The sequence below is a fragment of the Rhizobium sp. 862_C5_N1_2 genome, from assembly GCF_051811205.1.
GTDB lineage: Bacteria > Pseudomonadota > Alphaproteobacteria > Rhizobiales > Rhizobiaceae > Rhizobium > Rhizobium leguminosarum.
In genome coordinates this window covers 292,773-306,879 of the sequence record NZ_JBPWPT010000002.1, presented here as the reverse complement: position 1 = coordinate 306,879, position 14,107 = coordinate 292,773, and the positions used below count along the sequence as shown (strand labels likewise).

Genomic DNA, 14,107 nt, shown 5'->3' with positions numbered 1-14,107 from the left:
CATAGACTGACCGCTCATCCCTTGACTGCGCCGCTGGTCATCGCACCGAGGATCAGCCGCTGGAGCGACAGGAAGGCGACGATCGCCGGAACGACCGCGATCAGGCAGGCGGCGGCAAGCAGTTGGATGGACGAGTCGGTTTGCATGCCGCGGAAGTTAAAGATGCCGACGCCGATCGGCATCAGATCATTTTTCGTGAGCAACAGAAACGGCACCAGAAATTGCGACCAGCCGGCGATCACCGTGATGATGAAGACCGAGGCTATGCCCGGCGCCGACAATGGCAGAACGATGCGCCAGAAGACGGAAAACCTGTTGCAGCCGTCGATCATGGCCGCTTCGTCGAGGCTGCGCGGGATGCCGTCGACCGTGCTCTTCAACAGCCAGGTCGCCAGCGGAACGCCCAGCGCGATGTAGACCATGACGACGGCAAAATGCGTATCCAGCAGGCCGAGACGGTTCATGTAGCGATAGAGCGGCACCATGATGACGAGCGGCGAGATCATCTGGAAGAGAAGCAGCCCCATCATCGACAGGCCCTTGCCCCGGAATTGAAATCGGGAAAAGGCGTAAGCCGCTGGCAGTGCGACGATCAGGACGCCCAGCCCACTGAGGGCGGCAAGCTTGAGACCATTCCAGAGATAGATCGGAAAGTAGCTGTTGTTCAAAACCGTGATGAAGTTATCGATGGTGGGATTGTTTGGAATATATCGCGCCGCGCCGCGATAGATCTCGCGCTTGTCACGCATCGCCATCGACAGGAGATAGGTGAGGGGGCCGGCGAAGAACACGAACATCACCAGCATGAAGAGATAGCTCATGGCATCGCCGAGCCGCGTTCCGGTCCGTCCGCTCATTGCTCTTCCTCCTTCGGCAGGAACGACGCATAGACGAAGGCGAGCCCGAGGCTGATGATCAGCATGAGCACGGAGAGCACGCTGCCGCCGGACAGGTCGTAGTTTCTAAAGACGATATTGAAGACGTAGAGTGAGATGACCTCGGTCGCACGCCCCGGACCGCCGCCCGTCAGCGTGATGATCGCATCGAAGGTATTCACCGTCTGGATCGTGATGAGGATCATATTGACCAGGATCGCCGCACGCAGCTGCGGAAGGGTAACGAAGAAAAACTGCTGCGATGCCGTCGCGCCGTCGACCTCGGCCGCTTCATAGAGCGAGGGATCGATCGACTTCAGCGCCGCATACATGACGACCATCGAAAATGCGGTGCCGCGCCATATGTTGGAGATGAGGGTGGACCACGGCGCAATAGCAGGGTCCGAGAGCCAGGCGACGGTCGGCATGTGCATCAGCCTCAGAATGCTGTTCAGCGCGCCATAAGGCGCTTCGGAAAAGAGCATCTGCCAGATGATGCCGCCGGCAATTCCGGGCACGACCCAGGCAACCAGCGCCGTCGTTCTGAGGATGGTGGTGCCGAACAAGCCGCGCTTTTCACCGCGGATGACCACGACAGCCACCGCAAGACCTAAAATCTGCTGACCGATGACACTGCCGCCGACAAAGATCAGGGTCGCCCATAAAATGTCGGGCAGCTGCGGCGAGCTCAACGCATTGGTGATCGACCCCAGCGTATAATCCTGATTGTCGCCGATCAGCGTGGCGTTGGTGAATGAAAGTCTGAAAACGTCGATGACGGGATAAAGGTAGAAGATGCCGATGACGATGATCACGGGCATGATCCAGGGCAGGGGCGCGCCGGCAAAACGGCGCATGAACGATCTGCTTTGAGGCGGGCTGACAGCCTCGATGGCGATGGGGCTCATTAAAGCTTCTCTGTCCGGGTTTGGCTTGCGCATCGGCCCGAAAATCGGAATCGACTTTCGGAAAGCAGAATGCGTAGGTTCAAAGTGTTACAGCGTCCTTTGCGCGTATTAAAAGGCGCGCGCCGTAGGTCGACGGCGCCTGGCAGGCAGGCGCCGTCACGGTCGGAAGCACTAGAGACGCTTGTACGCCTCCAGCGCCGCGTTGAAGGCGGCATCCAAGGCGTCTTCCGGCTTTTTGGTCCCCGAGAGCACGTCGCCCATCATGATCTGGATCTGGTTGGAGATTTCGGGATAGATCGGCACACCAGGGCGCGCCTGTCCGTCGACCAGAGCCTTGGCGAAGGTCTTGTTGGCTTCGGTGGAGAAGACCTCATATTTGTCGAACAGCGATTTCCTGGTCGGCAACTGCTGCTGCAGCGCGTTTGCCGGGCCCATATAGACCTCGCGGGCGAGGTTGGCACACATCTCGACCTTGTCCTTGTCCTTGCTGAAGGAGGCGATCGTCCAGCCGCCGGTGCCGGTCGAGCGCTGATCGGCACTGGGACCGGGAATCGGCGAGAAGGTCCAGTTGTTGAACTCGTCTTCGTCGAGCGTGGCCTTCAGCTGCGCATATTGCCAGTTGCCGCCGATGAAGAGAGCTGTCGTCGCCGCAGCGGCCGCTGCATTCATATCGTCGTAATTCGCGATCGTGCTGACGCGCTTGGGCGCGGCGCCGGAATCGACGAGATCCTTGAAATAATTCAGCGCCTTCAGGAATTTCTCCTTGTTCTCGCCTTCGCCGAATACTGGCTTGCCCGAGTCGTCGACGAGCTTGCCGCCGAGCGCCCAATAATTCGCGAGCCAGTCGAACGTCGTCCCTTCCCAGCGCCCGCCATTGAAGAGAACGCCTTCCATGCCTTCCTTGGTGGAGGCGAGCGCGGCCTTTTTCAGGTCGTCCCATGTCTGCGGCGCATCCGCAACGATCGACTTGTTGCGGTAGAGCACACGAAGGTCCGTATCCCACCACCAGGCGCGGACCGTCTGGTCCTTATCCGTGATGCCGCTGCGGATGAAGGGGAACAGGTCATCCACTTCCTCCTTCGAAAAATACGGCGTGAAGTCCGCAAGCACGTGATTGACCATGAACTGCGAGAGGACGAAGGAGTCGACAGCGGCGCAATCAGGCGCGTTGCCGGCCTTGGCCTGCTCCAGCATCTTGGCCTGTTCCGTACCGATGTCAGAGGACATGAATTGCATCTGCAATTTCCAGTCCGGATGCTTCTTGATGAAATCGACGAAGAGCTTCTGATAGCCCTCGGCGATCGCCGGATCCGAATTGTTGGGACTGTCGTTCGTCAAACGGACGACGAGGGATTTTGGCGCATCGGCAAGGCCAATCCTGTCCTTCGTGGCAAGTTCCTGGGCAAATGAAGTAGATGCTGAAAATAACATGGTGCTCAGCGCAAATACGCTGATGGTGGCGCTCTTCATGATGGGTCTCCTCCCCATTTTGAACGGATACAGCCTGGCGGTCGGTTGACCTCTCCTCATTTCCGTGCTGCATTAATTAGATTAAGTTACTTTGATTTGATGTCAAGCCACAGCTTGGGAGGCCAGAACCTGGGAGGTTGAGATGCTGGCGACAATCAACAGCAGCTAGTGCATAATTTCCGAAAATCGAGATCGATTTTCGGAAAAGGATCCGCGCCATTAACGTGATGGAGCGTCCTGTCGGGCGCACGGCGCATCGACCGCAGTTTTCCTGAAACAGAGAGAAGCCGATCGCGGATGGCCGCGATGGCAGGAGTGCGATTTTGCCCGGCTGCACGCCGGAGCTCAGCTCTGACACACCCGCGTCCGATAGGATGCGCTAGGGGAGGATAAGATGCGTTTACTCATTCTCGGTACCGGCGGAATGGCCAACCAGCATGCCGCCAAGTTCAAGGCGATCGAAGGCGTCAGTGTCGTGGGCGGCGTCGATATCGTCCCGGAAAGGCTCGCGGCCTTTTGCACCGAACATGGCATCGCCAACCATTTCACGACCCTTGAGGAAGCTCTCGCCTGGGGCGAATTCGACGCAGTGGCAAACGTCACGCCGGACCGCATTCACCACCCGACGACGCTGCAGGCGATCGCAGCCGGCAAGCACGTCTTCTGCGAAAAACCGCTCGCCACCGATGCGATCAAGGCCATGGAGATGACCGAAGCCATCGAGCGATCGGGCAAGGTCGGCATGGTCAATTTCACCTATCGCAACTCGCCGGCTCTCCAGAAAGGCCGGCAGATGGTGCTCGCCGGCGAAATCGGGCAAGTGCGCCATGTCGAGGCGTCGCATCTGCAAAGCTGGCTGGTCGGTCGTCATTGGGGCGACTGGAAGAGCGAAAGCAAATGGCTGTGGCGGCTGAGCAAGAAGCATGGATCCAACGGCGCGCTCGGCGATATCGGAATTCACATCGTCGATTTTGCGTCCTACGGTTCAGGGCTTGACGTTGCCCATGTCTTCGCGCGGCTGAAGACCTTCGACAAGGCGCCGGGCCACAAGATCGGCGAATATGATCTTGATGCGAATGACAGCTTTACGATGAATGTCGATTTCACCAATGGGGCGATCGGGACGATCCAGGCGACGCGCACGGCGGCCGGACAGATGGATCAGCTGCGCCTCAGGGTCTATGGCGAAACCGGCTCGATCGAGATGATCTACGATACCGGTAAATCGACACTTCGCGCCTGCCTTGGAGAAGACGTGCACACGGCGACCTGGCGTGACGTTCCCTTCGATCCGGTCGAGACCAACTACCAGCGTTTCGTCCAGGCCGTGCGGGCGGGAAAGACGCAGGAACCATCATTCCGGCGGGCGGCCAATATCCAGAAAGTCCTGGACAAGGCGCTGGCTTCCGATCTTAGCCACGCCGATGAAGCACTCGGCTGAGCCGGCCATCAGGCCGAAGCAGGCGGCAGCAGCAAAGTGTTGAGGAAGGGCAGGAGGGCTGCACCGAGCGCAACGCCGCCGCCACTGAAGCTCGCGGGTTTCATCGGCGAAATCCAGGGCGTCAGCAAGGGCCTCGTCGAGGTGTCGCGCCGCTCGATGGAAAGCTGATGGATCAGCGCTTCGATCACACCCTGTGGCAAATCGCTCCCGATCATGACGACGCTCGGAGCGAGGAATCCAGCCATGGCGATGATCGGGTCGAGCAGATGACCAGCGGCCTCCCGTATCCATTGCGACAGTGACGACGAGGGGAATTCTTCCCCCTGCAACAGGCGGGTGAAGTCCTGGTCGCCGATCCGCGATCGCAGGGATTCGAAACCGACGACGGTGTTTAGCTGGACATTATCCGGGCCGGTCAGCATTTCGCCGATGCTGCCTGCCCGACCATGCACGCCGGAATAGGGAATACCGCGAATGAGAAAGCCGGCCTGAACGTCGTCGTCGATAATGATCATCGCAAGTCCGCCTTCCCTGCCGGAGCTGCCGATCGTGCGTTCGGCGAGAAGGCTCGCCGTACACTCGTTCTCGACATAAGGACGCGCGATCGTCGACATCGCGGCGATCTGATCGCTTTGATCCTGCGTCCAGTCGTTGGCGGCGATGCCAAGGCCGATGATCGGCAATGAGGCATGACGGTCGACCATATCCCTGACCGCCGCATGCACGAGGCCGACTTTGTCTGCGGGGTCCAGCTCGATATAGACCCGGTCATGGACCTGACCACTCAGATCGATGAGCACGGCCTCGCCACGCCTTTGGCGAAGCTTGACGCCGATCGAGAAAGCACCTTCCGGGCGCAAGGCAAACTCGGTAGCGGTGGCGCCTCCGCCAAGGCCATTGCGGCGGTTGGAGGTGACAAGCTTTTCCTCGGCCAGTCGGCGGAGAATATTGGTAATGCCGGGGCCGGTAAGGCCGCAATGCCGGCCAAGCTCCATCCGGGTCAGCGGGCCGTGGCGGCGGATGGCTTCCAGAATGACGCGAATATTCCGGTCGGCGATCTCGCCCGACCTCAGACCGACTGTTTTGGCGCGCGGGGCGCCCATGTCCTGGGCTTGAAGCCGACGCGGCCCTGATCGAAGATACCGCATGACCGTCTTTCCTAGAGCACTATTCGGTTCTGTATCACGCTTGCAGGTGTTCGTAACGATTTTCCAGTAGATGCTTTTAACGAAGGGCCGCGGCTCTACACAGTTAAGATGTGCTCGGAATCACTTGCGTAGAGAGTTGAATTCAACCGATGACTGATGAACATTCTCCCGCCGCCGGCCGCGACCCAAACGCCGCCCAGCCAATTCTCGTACTGCGAGGGAGCGTTAGATGCCTCTTCACGTTCCTTGGCGTCATGGCGCTCCCTTTCATCTACCTCTCACTTATCGCCCTTGGGCAGATCGAAATGAGCAGACCTACGAGCGGTGTCGGAGAAGGCCTGTTCGCGATCCTGTTCCTCGTCGTCATCGTTTATGTTGCGGTAAAGGCTCGGCAGGTGGACTTCAGAAAGCCCACAATGGTGTGTCAGACCCGACAGTGGCCAATACAGTCAAGGGGCTTCAATGATAAATAACAACGCAGCCGAAAATCCGAATAGCGGTGCAAAGCGGCCGCTTTGGCGGATGAGGTCTATAACTACCTCTACCCACAGCTGAAGTCGCTAAGCATTCCGCCGGGAAGCCGCATCTTCATCGACAATCTCGTCAAGGAAATCGGCGTGTCGCACACACCGATAAGGGAGGCGCTCTCGAGATTGGAAGCGCAAGGACTTGTCGTGAAAACCCATTTGGTGGGCTACAGCGCGGCAAGACAACTCGATCTTAGTCAGGTGGAAAAGCTGTTCGACATGCGATTACTGCTGGAACCCTATGCAGCGGAACACGCGGCGGGAAACCTCGACGATGAAGCGATAGAGACGCTGAACGCGATCGATCATTCGATGCAGGCGATCGAGAGCCGCGATCTCAGGGGAAAGTTCCTCGACTTCGCACGGAGCGATGGGCAGTTGCACAACTTCATCTCTTCGGCCAGCAAAAACGAACTGGTTCACGACGCGCTAACCAGGCTGCATACGCACGTGCATTTGTTCCGGTTGTTTTTACTTGCCAAGCGCGACCAAGGACGTCAACAAAGAACACGCTGGTATTATCAAAGCCTTGTCCCGAAGAAATTCTGCGGCGGCATATAAAGCAACGAAACATCACATCGAGCAGTCCCGGCGGAGATTTCTCGAACAATATAATGCAAAAACCTAACCTGCAGGTGGTCAGGATGCTTCTGACGTTACGCCTTCATCGCGCCAATCCTTCAAGAAAAGTGGAGAGTGCAGAGGCGACAGGATCCGGTCCAACCGTTTCGTCCGACAGCAGGCCGTCGATCATTAGCATGGTTATGCCGTGCATCTGAGCCCAGCAGGCTGCTGCTTGACCCAGCGCATCGCGCCTGCGGACCCTGATGACGTTTGGATGTTGAATACGCGCGTCAAGTGTCTCTTGATGTGACCAGCCATCGAGAATGTAGAAGCTGCATCGATGACCGTTCCCGCACCTGTCGCCATATGTATCCGCCATTCCGGGCGCTGCGCCCGCTCAATTGATAATTGAGTAGATCCACTTAAAGCTTGCATAAAAGCCACAAATCGGCTGTCCTTGCATGGCTTCTCTGATGCTGGGCGATCCATCATGAAGACCCGCGACGCACGATTTCGGTTTTCAGGCGAGCGACGGCAAGTCACTGCCCTGTTCTATGATATAGTTGGATCGACAGAGCTTCTATTGAAGAGCGAGCCGGAACAGTTCTTCCGTTCTGTTACCGCCCTGCATCAAAACGCTGAGGCCATCATAAAAAAGCATGGCGGCTTTCTTCATCAGCGCCTTGGAGACGGTGGCTGCTGCTTTTTTGGATATCCCGAACAAGCCGAAGATGCTGCAGAAAGCGCAGTTCAGTCATCGCTGGAACTGATCGAGCTTGCCGCCAAATCCAAAGCGAAGTCCCGACTGGTATTCAAGTTGCGCATCGGTGTTGCGACGAGCCTCGTCGTGTTTTCCTCTGAAGGCAATGAAATTATAGGAACGGCGCCAATTCTGGCCGCCCGCCTGCAGGCAGAGGCCGATCCGAATTCGGCGCTCGTCGCCGAGTCCACTTTCCAACTGACGCGCAGTAAATTTCAATACAGCTTGTCGAGAGAAGCCAAACTCAAAGGTTTTGACGAACCGATTGGTCTTTGGCGACCCCAAGGCCGATTGGAGAAGCCACCTGGAGGGGCGCTGCCTCAAGACCTCAACAGGCCCATTAGGGGCCGGGAAAAGGAGTTGACGGCACTCTCGAAAGCTTGGGAAGCGGCCTGCGGGGGTAACGGAAGCGCAATAGCGCTAGTCGGTGAAGCGGGTATAGGCAAGTCGAAACTGATGCGGGAATTCGCAAATCGATTGGCGAAGACCCAGCATGATAGTGTGGTGTTTCAGTGCAACAGACGCTTGGAAAGCCAACCATTGCACCCGTTCGTTGCCTTTCTTGAGGCCGTCGTGGGAACATCCATTCTGAGGGATGGAAACGCGATAGCTTTTTTAAAGGCTCTCCGAACAACCGGCAGAGAGCTAAGTGAGGCTTCCGCCGCAACGATCCTTTCGTTCACAGCCGAGCAAAAATCAAGCAACCCCGGCCAGATCCGTACGACGGATCTTTCCGGTCGGGCATTTCGACAGGAGGTGATCGAAGCCGCCGCTCATCTGTTGACGTGCAATGCCAGTGTTGTTACCCCTACGCTCCTCGTATTTGAGGACGTTCATTGGGCCGATGGGATGACGGTCGAGTTGATGGATCGCCTTGGTTCGTTGGCTCACGAGCTCCCGGTGCTGATATTACAAACTTCCCGAATACGGAGGTCATTGGCGGCCACAACCGAAATAGAACTCACGGGCTTGGCTCCGACTGCAATTCGGGATCTGGTGGAATCCATCTGGGGTGAACGTCCCCCTCCAGGTTTGTCTGATTTCATTCTAGGCCAATGCGATGGGATGCCCCTCTATGCTGAGGAATTGACCGATTTCTTCCGGGGGCGACACCCACTTGGGAAAGTTTCGTCGGAATGGAAAGGGCTGCTACTCGATGGTGGCGTCACCTCGCTAAACGATCTGCTGTCCGCAAGACTGGCGTCAACCGGCCCCGCTCGAAAGGTTGCCCAATTTGCTAGCGTAATAGGTCGTGAATTCAGCATCCCGCTGCTCACGTATCTTCTTGAGGAAACAAGCCGTCAAGCTGTTGATGTCCACATCGAGAGACTGCTTTCACAAGGCATTATCGAACCCTTGCCTACGGCTCCCCGCACCTATCAGTTTCGCCATGTTCTAATGCAGGAAGCTGCGTACGGAAGTCTTCTGAAGAGCGATCGACGGCGAATACACCGGCGGATTGCAGACTTACTGATTCAGGAGCGAACCCCCAGCTTGCCTGCAGCAATAGCTGCCTGGCAGTGCGCCGAAGCTGGCCTACACGTTGCCGCCGCGAGGTTCGCATTGGCAGCGGCTGAAGCAAGCGTCCTTCGGTCCGCAATGCATGAGGCCAACGTTTCCCTCACACTCTGCGCCGAAGTGATGAGTAGCATATCTTCGCGGGAAGCCGATCGCACTGACCTCACGTTGAACCTGCTGAAGCTCCAGGGCGTAGTTGCAACTGCGCTCGAAGGAGAAGGCTCCGAAGTTGCGCGACGGATCTATTCGCGAGCGACGCAGCTCCTGCGAAAACAACCTTCTGCCGTTCGGGAGAGGCATTTCCCGTTGTATTGGGGGTGGTGGTTCACAGCGCCAAAGATTCAGACTCAACAATCTCGGGCACGGATCCTTGTCGAAGACATGCAATCTGTCGAGGACGAGGAAACAAAGCTTCAGTCGTATCACTGCGGGTGGGCGACCAGCTTTCACGCAGGTGAACACAACTTCTGTCTCGACTGCGTCGCGAAGGGCCTTGAGCTATACGATTCTTACCGAGCCGTCCGAAATCGAGCCTTTTTCGGCGGACACGACGCCAAGGTATGTGGATTGGGCGAAAGTGCTCTCTCTTACCTGCTTCTCAATGAAGTTGACGCCAGCGAAGCAGCAATTCAAGAGTGCTTGGATTGGGCTGACTCGACTGAACACGTTGGGAGTATGGTTCATGGGCTTTATTACGCGATCGTACTTCGTCGATGCCAAGGCAGGTACGATGACGTCCACGCCTTAGGGGAGGAGATGTTGTCGCTGGCTGAAGAACACGGCCTGGCAGCAAGTCAAGCACGGGCCAACATGTACTGCGGATGGGCGGAATTGATGACATCTTCCGACGGAATTGGCGGAAAGCGGTTCGGAGACGCCCTTCAACTCCAGCAACAACTGGGCACTGATGACAATCTCTCCATGCACAGCGACATGCATGCCCAAGTGCTCCACCGGCTTGGCCGAAATGATGAAGCGCTGCAAACCTTGCAAAATGCTGTCGATGTCGGTCGTAGTAGCGGCCAACTGTTTTGGCTCCCCGAGTTGTACAGGCACAGCGCGAAGCTGAGGCGTGTCCTAAGCGAACGACCGTCGTCGATCAAAAAGGACTTGGCAAACGCAATCCGGATAGCCGAAGGACAGGGTGCGGCTTGGCTTCTTGGACGGGCTAAGACTGATATGGATAGGATGATCAAACCATAGTCCAAGAAAATCTGAGGGGATCTTGCAACACGTATCAGTCCTTGAAAGCGTCCTAGATGGTGGGCCTTTGGAGTTTCACGATCCATGGCAGACGGTTCAGCGCATTCTCGCCCGCAAGCACCAGTATGGAATAACCCGACTAGGTTCGGTGACAGAGTTGGATTGGATCAGGATACCCGTTGTCCAGGTAGTGCGACCCGAATCTTTGTCGGTGTCGGTCAATCAAGGCAAAGGGCTAACCTTTCCGCTAGCAGCGATTTCCGCCCTGATGGAGTCGCTGGAGGGTTGGGCATCGGAGCGCATTAGTTCCGACATCGTGACCACTGCACCCTTTTCCGAGCTGAACAAAAACATGCTCTGGTCGTACCTCGACGCCGGAGACAGTATCGAGCCGCTTTCGTGGATCGCGGGAGTTGATCTTCTTAGTGGAAACCGATTGTCAGTTCCATTGGCGCTGGTTGACACCACGTATACGTTCCCCTCGCCTCACCCGCGATGGATGCCTAGAGATACGACCGGCCTTGCCGCCGGCACCAGCGTCCGCCAAGCTACCATACATGCTTGCCTTGAAATTCTGGAGCGGCACGCTCGCTGCAAAGCTATGAGAACCCCTCATTTCTTTGACCGATATCAGGTCGCGAGCAGGTCAGTTACTTCAGGCAGCGCGGGCGAGATCCTCGAGAAGCTCAACGCAGTTGGTTTTACAGTTGGTATCTGGCAGATCCCCGCGCCTCACGAACTACCTGTGTACTGGTGCCAAATAATGGAGGGGTCCGATAGAGCTTCTTTCGCGCCTTTGCCTGGCGAAGGCTTTGGGTGCGACCTTAGCCACGACCGCGCACTCACCAAGGCGTTGTTGGAAGCATGCCAATCGCGGCTCGGTGTCATATCAGCAGCCCGAGAGGATATTAGGACAGAACTATATGGGAACGCAGATGCTACAGAGTTGACCGCTTGGCGTAAACGGCTCGCATCAGGAGGTCGACTTATCACCTGGCAAGAACCTCCCGTCAATCACGACCGCACGTTTCAGCATGTTCTGAAGGCAATGCAGCTCGCAGGCGCGAGAGCAGTAGCACTTGTTATGCTATATACCGACGATGAGGTGCCACTCCACGTCGTTCGAGTTGTCGCACCACCCTTGGAAACGAACCCAGAGATCTACTATGCGCAATGATGTGGTCGTATTCTCCGGGCCCACACTTAGCGCTGCCGAAGGTCGGAACCACTTGGACGCCATCTTTCTTCCTCCAGTTGGGAGTGGAGATGTCGTTCGTGCTGTTGCCAAGTACGCACCATCTGCCATCGCACTGATTGACGGTGTGTTCGGACAGGCTCCTGCTATTCGTCATAAGGAAATTATCTGGGCAATGTCTCGGGGCGTCCGCATGTACGGAGCTTCAAGCATCGGCGCCCTAAGGGCTGCCGAACTCGCTCCTCAAGGAATGGTCGGTCACGGACTGATCTATCGGTACTACCGTCGCAACCCACTTGCCGACGATGCTGACGTCACCGTGCCAATGGCTCCTCCTGAATTAGGGTCCCAAGCCTTGGGCGAAGCCCTCATTGATATTAGGTTGACGCTAAAGAGCGCAGAACGGAACGGCATCATTTCTGAGCAGCTTCGCAGGCTGCTGGAAACATCGGCCCGGTCAATACATTTCCGAGATAGAAGCTTCAGCAAGATCTTGGCGGCGGCGACCCGAAAGGACACGAAGTACAGTAAACTTGGATCACTCTCCACGTGGCTTCGGTCCGGCGTCGTGAAACAGAAGAAGAGCGACGCAGAGAGCCTTCTGCAATTAATCTCCCTCGGCACACACCGATCTCAGCCTGAAATCCAAAGCAATTTTCAAATTACGGAAGCTTTCGCCCTCGATATGGATTACTACAATCTCTTCGATCATATCTTGCCGTGCGCATCCTAGTACTGGTATAGTTGCCCATCGCTTAAGTCTAGGTAATTGAGCGATGGGGGGCGAGCATTGGATGCCATCATACATCCGCAGGGCTCTGGGCGTGGCGTCGCTACACAAGCGGCTCTCGGAACCCGCTTCCTTGTCTTCCCACAAGCGCCTTTTATACCAGGATATGAAAAGCCCGAAGTTGTGTGGATTGGCGCTTCAGCAGGACCAATTCTCGCTGGACCTTCCGATCATCGCATGTACGTGGTGGAGCCGGTCGAGCCGAAGCGTCCGTACGCTCTTCCGTTCCTGCCGCCTTATCGCGGCCTTTTGCGACCACCTGTAGAGCCGGGTCCGGACGGTCACTTTGACCACATCACGCCCGGGTCCCCGGGGTTTCTCTCGGCACATAGTTACGCTTGTGCGCGGAGAGTTCTTGACGTCTGCGAAGGATACATCGGGCGAAGCATAAACTGGTTCTTCGAGCCGGATTTGCAGCGCCTTGAAATCGTGCCTCATATCGTGGGCTGGGACAATGCGCAGTCGGGTTTCGGATTTCTTGAACTCGGCGAGAGCGCTCCAAACCGACAGACATCTTGCTTCGGGTTAAATTTCGACTCCATCGCTCATGAGATGGGCCATCTTGTTCTCCTAAGCGAACTCGGAATCCTCGAAGGGGACGGACGAGGCTGTGACTTCTTCGCGTATCATGAGGCGATAGCCGATTTTATATCTCTCCTTGGCTTGCTGCAGTTCGACACTGCCCTCGATCGAATTCTTCGGCGCACCGGTGGGAACTTGTTGATCCATAACGAGCTAGATCGATTTGCCGAACTGAGCGACGAAAGGCAGATCCGGTCGTTCAACAATTCGTTGCGAATGGGTGACGTTAGCGATGAGGCTCATGATCGATCAAAACCTTTTGCTGCGGGGCTTTTCGACAGTCTGATCGAGGTTTACCAAACGCTGCTTTTTGAACGTGGCCTCTCGGATCTCGATCCTCGGCGCTTCAGCAACCTTCGTCAGCAACTGGAGCCAGCCTTACTTTATGAAGGCCTAAAGCGATCGAGCGCGTCATACGAATTGAAGCACTTTGCCTACAAAGCTGCACTGCAGGAGGCGCGGGATATCATTGGTGAGGGCCTCACGCATTCATGGCACCTGCTGGAGCCTGACACAGTCACGTTTGAATCAGCAGCGCTTACATTTGTTGAAGCCAGTTACAGCGGTCGCGGCCAAAGCTTCATCCAACAAATCGAGGACTGCATGAGGTGGCGTAGAATAATCGATTAACAGGGAGACTTGGAAATGACAGACGAGTATGTCCCAGCACCTTCTAAAAAACGTTATATAGCTAATGAGATTATCTTGTACGGTGTCGAAATAAATCCTCGCGACGATAAAGGGAATGAAACCAGTGCGCATTTCGATGTTGGTCTCGGGATCGCCACTGACCTTGAACTAAAAATTGTCAGCACAGTCGGCATTACCGCATCGGTCGTGCTTGCGTACGGATACTCTTTCGACAGTCACTGCTATCGTATGGATTCAGCGCGAGTATTTCTGGTAACGGACTCAACTGCGAGGGAAGCCGTGGGATGCGGATTCGGCACCGGCTACCAAATGTGGCGCATTACTGCATCCTCGAAGATTCTTGAGATATCGACCAAACTCGGTGACGCACAGTCACTCATTTTAGACTCTCAGTTACCCGGTAAGAGATCTCCGAATTCATATGCCATCACTCAGAGTATGGCACATCGTGACAGCCGTCTAACACGCGACTAGT

12 protein-coding genes are annotated in these 14,107 nt (G+C 56.3%); 8 read left to right on the top strand and 4 right to left on the bottom strand.

Going from position 1 to position 14,107, the window contains the following annotated elements; all coding sequences use genetic code 11:
- Positions 1–14: 14 nt before the first annotated feature.
- The 3 genes from ACD590_RS25735 to ACD590_RS25725 all read right to left on the bottom strand — a co-directional run bounded on the left by ACD590_RS25735 (position 15) and on the right by ACD590_RS25725 (position 3,253).
- Positions 15–857, bottom strand: a complete 843-nt coding sequence (locus tag ACD590_RS25735) for a carbohydrate ABC transporter permease (protein WP_018245496.1) — start codon at positions 855–857, stop codon at positions 15–17.
- Positions 854–1,783 carry a carbohydrate ABC transporter permease gene (locus tag ACD590_RS25730; protein WP_018245497.1) on the bottom strand — a complete coding sequence of 310 codons (930 nt, stop codon included), beginning with the start codon at positions 1,781–1,783 and terminating at the stop codon, positions 854–856. Before ACD590_RS25730 ends, ACD590_RS25735 begins: the two co-directional genes overlap by 4 nt.
- A gap of 171 nt (positions 1,784–1,954) precedes the next feature.
- Positions 1,955–3,253, bottom strand: a complete 1,299-nt coding sequence (locus ACD590_RS25725; RefSeq protein ID WP_026188676.1) for an extracellular solute-binding protein — start codon at positions 3,251–3,253, stop codon at positions 1,955–1,957.
- Between the two features lie 394 nt (positions 3,254–3,647).
- Between ACD590_RS25725 and ACD590_RS25720 the strand changes: the two genes are divergently transcribed.
- On the top strand, positions 3,648–4,694 hold the full coding sequence (locus ACD590_RS25720; RefSeq protein ID WP_018245499.1) for a Gfo/Idh/MocA family protein: 1,047 nt from the start codon (positions 3,648–3,650) through the stop codon (positions 4,692–4,694).
- Between the two features lie 8 nt (positions 4,695–4,702).
- Here the strand turns inward: ACD590_RS25720 and ACD590_RS25715 are convergent, their stop codons facing one another.
- On the bottom strand, positions 4,703–5,842 hold the full coding sequence (locus tag ACD590_RS25715) for an ROK family transcriptional regulator (protein ID WP_018516909.1): 1,140 nt from the start codon (positions 5,840–5,842) through the stop codon (positions 4,703–4,705).
- A gap of 149 nt (positions 5,843–5,991) precedes the next feature.
- Between ACD590_RS25715 and ACD590_RS25710 the strand changes: the two genes are divergently transcribed.
- From ACD590_RS25710 to ACD590_RS25680, 7 genes are all read left to right on the top strand, one after another.
- Positions 5,992–6,315 carry a hypothetical protein gene (locus ACD590_RS25710; protein WP_018516908.1) on the top strand — a complete coding sequence of 108 codons (324 nt, stop codon included), beginning with the start codon at positions 5,992–5,994 and terminating at the stop codon, positions 6,313–6,315.
- A 42-nt stretch (positions 6,316–6,357) separates the two neighbouring features.
- A complete protein-coding gene (locus ACD590_RS25705) occupies positions 6,358–6,930 on the top strand; it encodes a GntR family transcriptional regulator (RefSeq protein WP_439003664.1) in 573 nt (190 codons plus the stop codon).
- A 493-nt stretch (positions 6,931–7,423) separates the two neighbouring features.
- The gene (locus ACD590_RS25700; RefSeq protein ID WP_439003663.1) at positions 7,424–10,414 is read left to right on the top strand and encodes an ATP-binding protein; all 2,991 of its coding nucleotides are present in this window, start codon (positions 7,424–7,426) and stop codon (positions 10,412–10,414) included.
- Between the two features lie 22 nt (positions 10,415–10,436).
- Positions 10,437–11,591 carry a YcaO-like family protein gene (locus tag ACD590_RS25695; protein WP_026242341.1) on the top strand — a complete coding sequence of 385 codons (1,155 nt, stop codon included), beginning with the start codon at positions 10,437–10,439 and terminating at the stop codon, positions 11,589–11,591.
- Positions 11,592–11,643: 52 nt separating this feature from the next.
- Positions 11,644–12,342, top strand: a complete 699-nt coding sequence (locus ACD590_RS25690) for a TfuA-like protein (protein ID WP_245275427.1) — start codon at positions 11,644–11,646, stop codon at positions 12,340–12,342.
- A gap of 57 nt (positions 12,343–12,399) precedes the next feature.
- Positions 12,400–13,611 carry a hypothetical protein gene (locus ACD590_RS25685; protein WP_018516903.1) on the top strand — a complete coding sequence of 404 codons (1,212 nt, stop codon included), beginning with the start codon at positions 12,400–12,402 and terminating at the stop codon, positions 13,609–13,611.
- A gap of 15 nt (positions 13,612–13,626) precedes the next feature.
- On the top strand, positions 13,627–14,106 hold the full coding sequence (locus ACD590_RS25680) for a hypothetical protein (protein WP_018516902.1): 480 nt from the start codon (positions 13,627–13,629) through the stop codon (positions 14,104–14,106).
- Position 14,107 lies beyond the last annotated feature (1 nt).

Excerpts from the sequence above, each read along its gene's own strand:
- ACD590_RS25735 (WP_018245496.1), bottom strand. The coding sequence starts at position 857 with ATGAGCGGACGGACCGGAACGCGGCTCGGCGATGCCATGAGCTATCTC.
- ACD590_RS25710 (WP_018516908.1), top strand. The coding sequence starts at position 5,992 with ATGACTGATGAACATTCTCCCGCCGCCGGCCGCGACCCAAACGCCGCC.
- ACD590_RS25730 (WP_018245497.1), bottom strand. The coding sequence starts at position 1,783 with ATGAGCCCCATCGCCATCGAGGCTGTCAGCCCGCCTCAAAGCAGATCG.
- ACD590_RS25715 (WP_018516909.1), bottom strand. The coding sequence starts at position 5,842 with ATGCGGTATCTTCGATCAGGGCCGCGTCGGCTTCAAGCCCAGGACATG.
- ACD590_RS25700 (WP_439003663.1), top strand. The coding sequence starts at position 7,424 with ATGAAGACCCGCGACGCACGATTTCGGTTTTCAGGCGAGCGACGGCAA.
- ACD590_RS25720 (WP_018245499.1), top strand. The coding sequence starts at position 3,648 with ATGCGTTTACTCATTCTCGGTACCGGCGGAATGGCCAACCAGCATGCC.
- ACD590_RS25680 (WP_018516902.1), top strand. The coding sequence starts at position 13,627 with ATGACAGACGAGTATGTCCCAGCACCTTCTAAAAAACGTTATATAGCT.
- ACD590_RS25725 (WP_026188676.1), bottom strand. The coding sequence starts at position 3,253 with ATGAAGAGCGCCACCATCAGCGTATTTGCGCTGAGCACCATGTTATTT.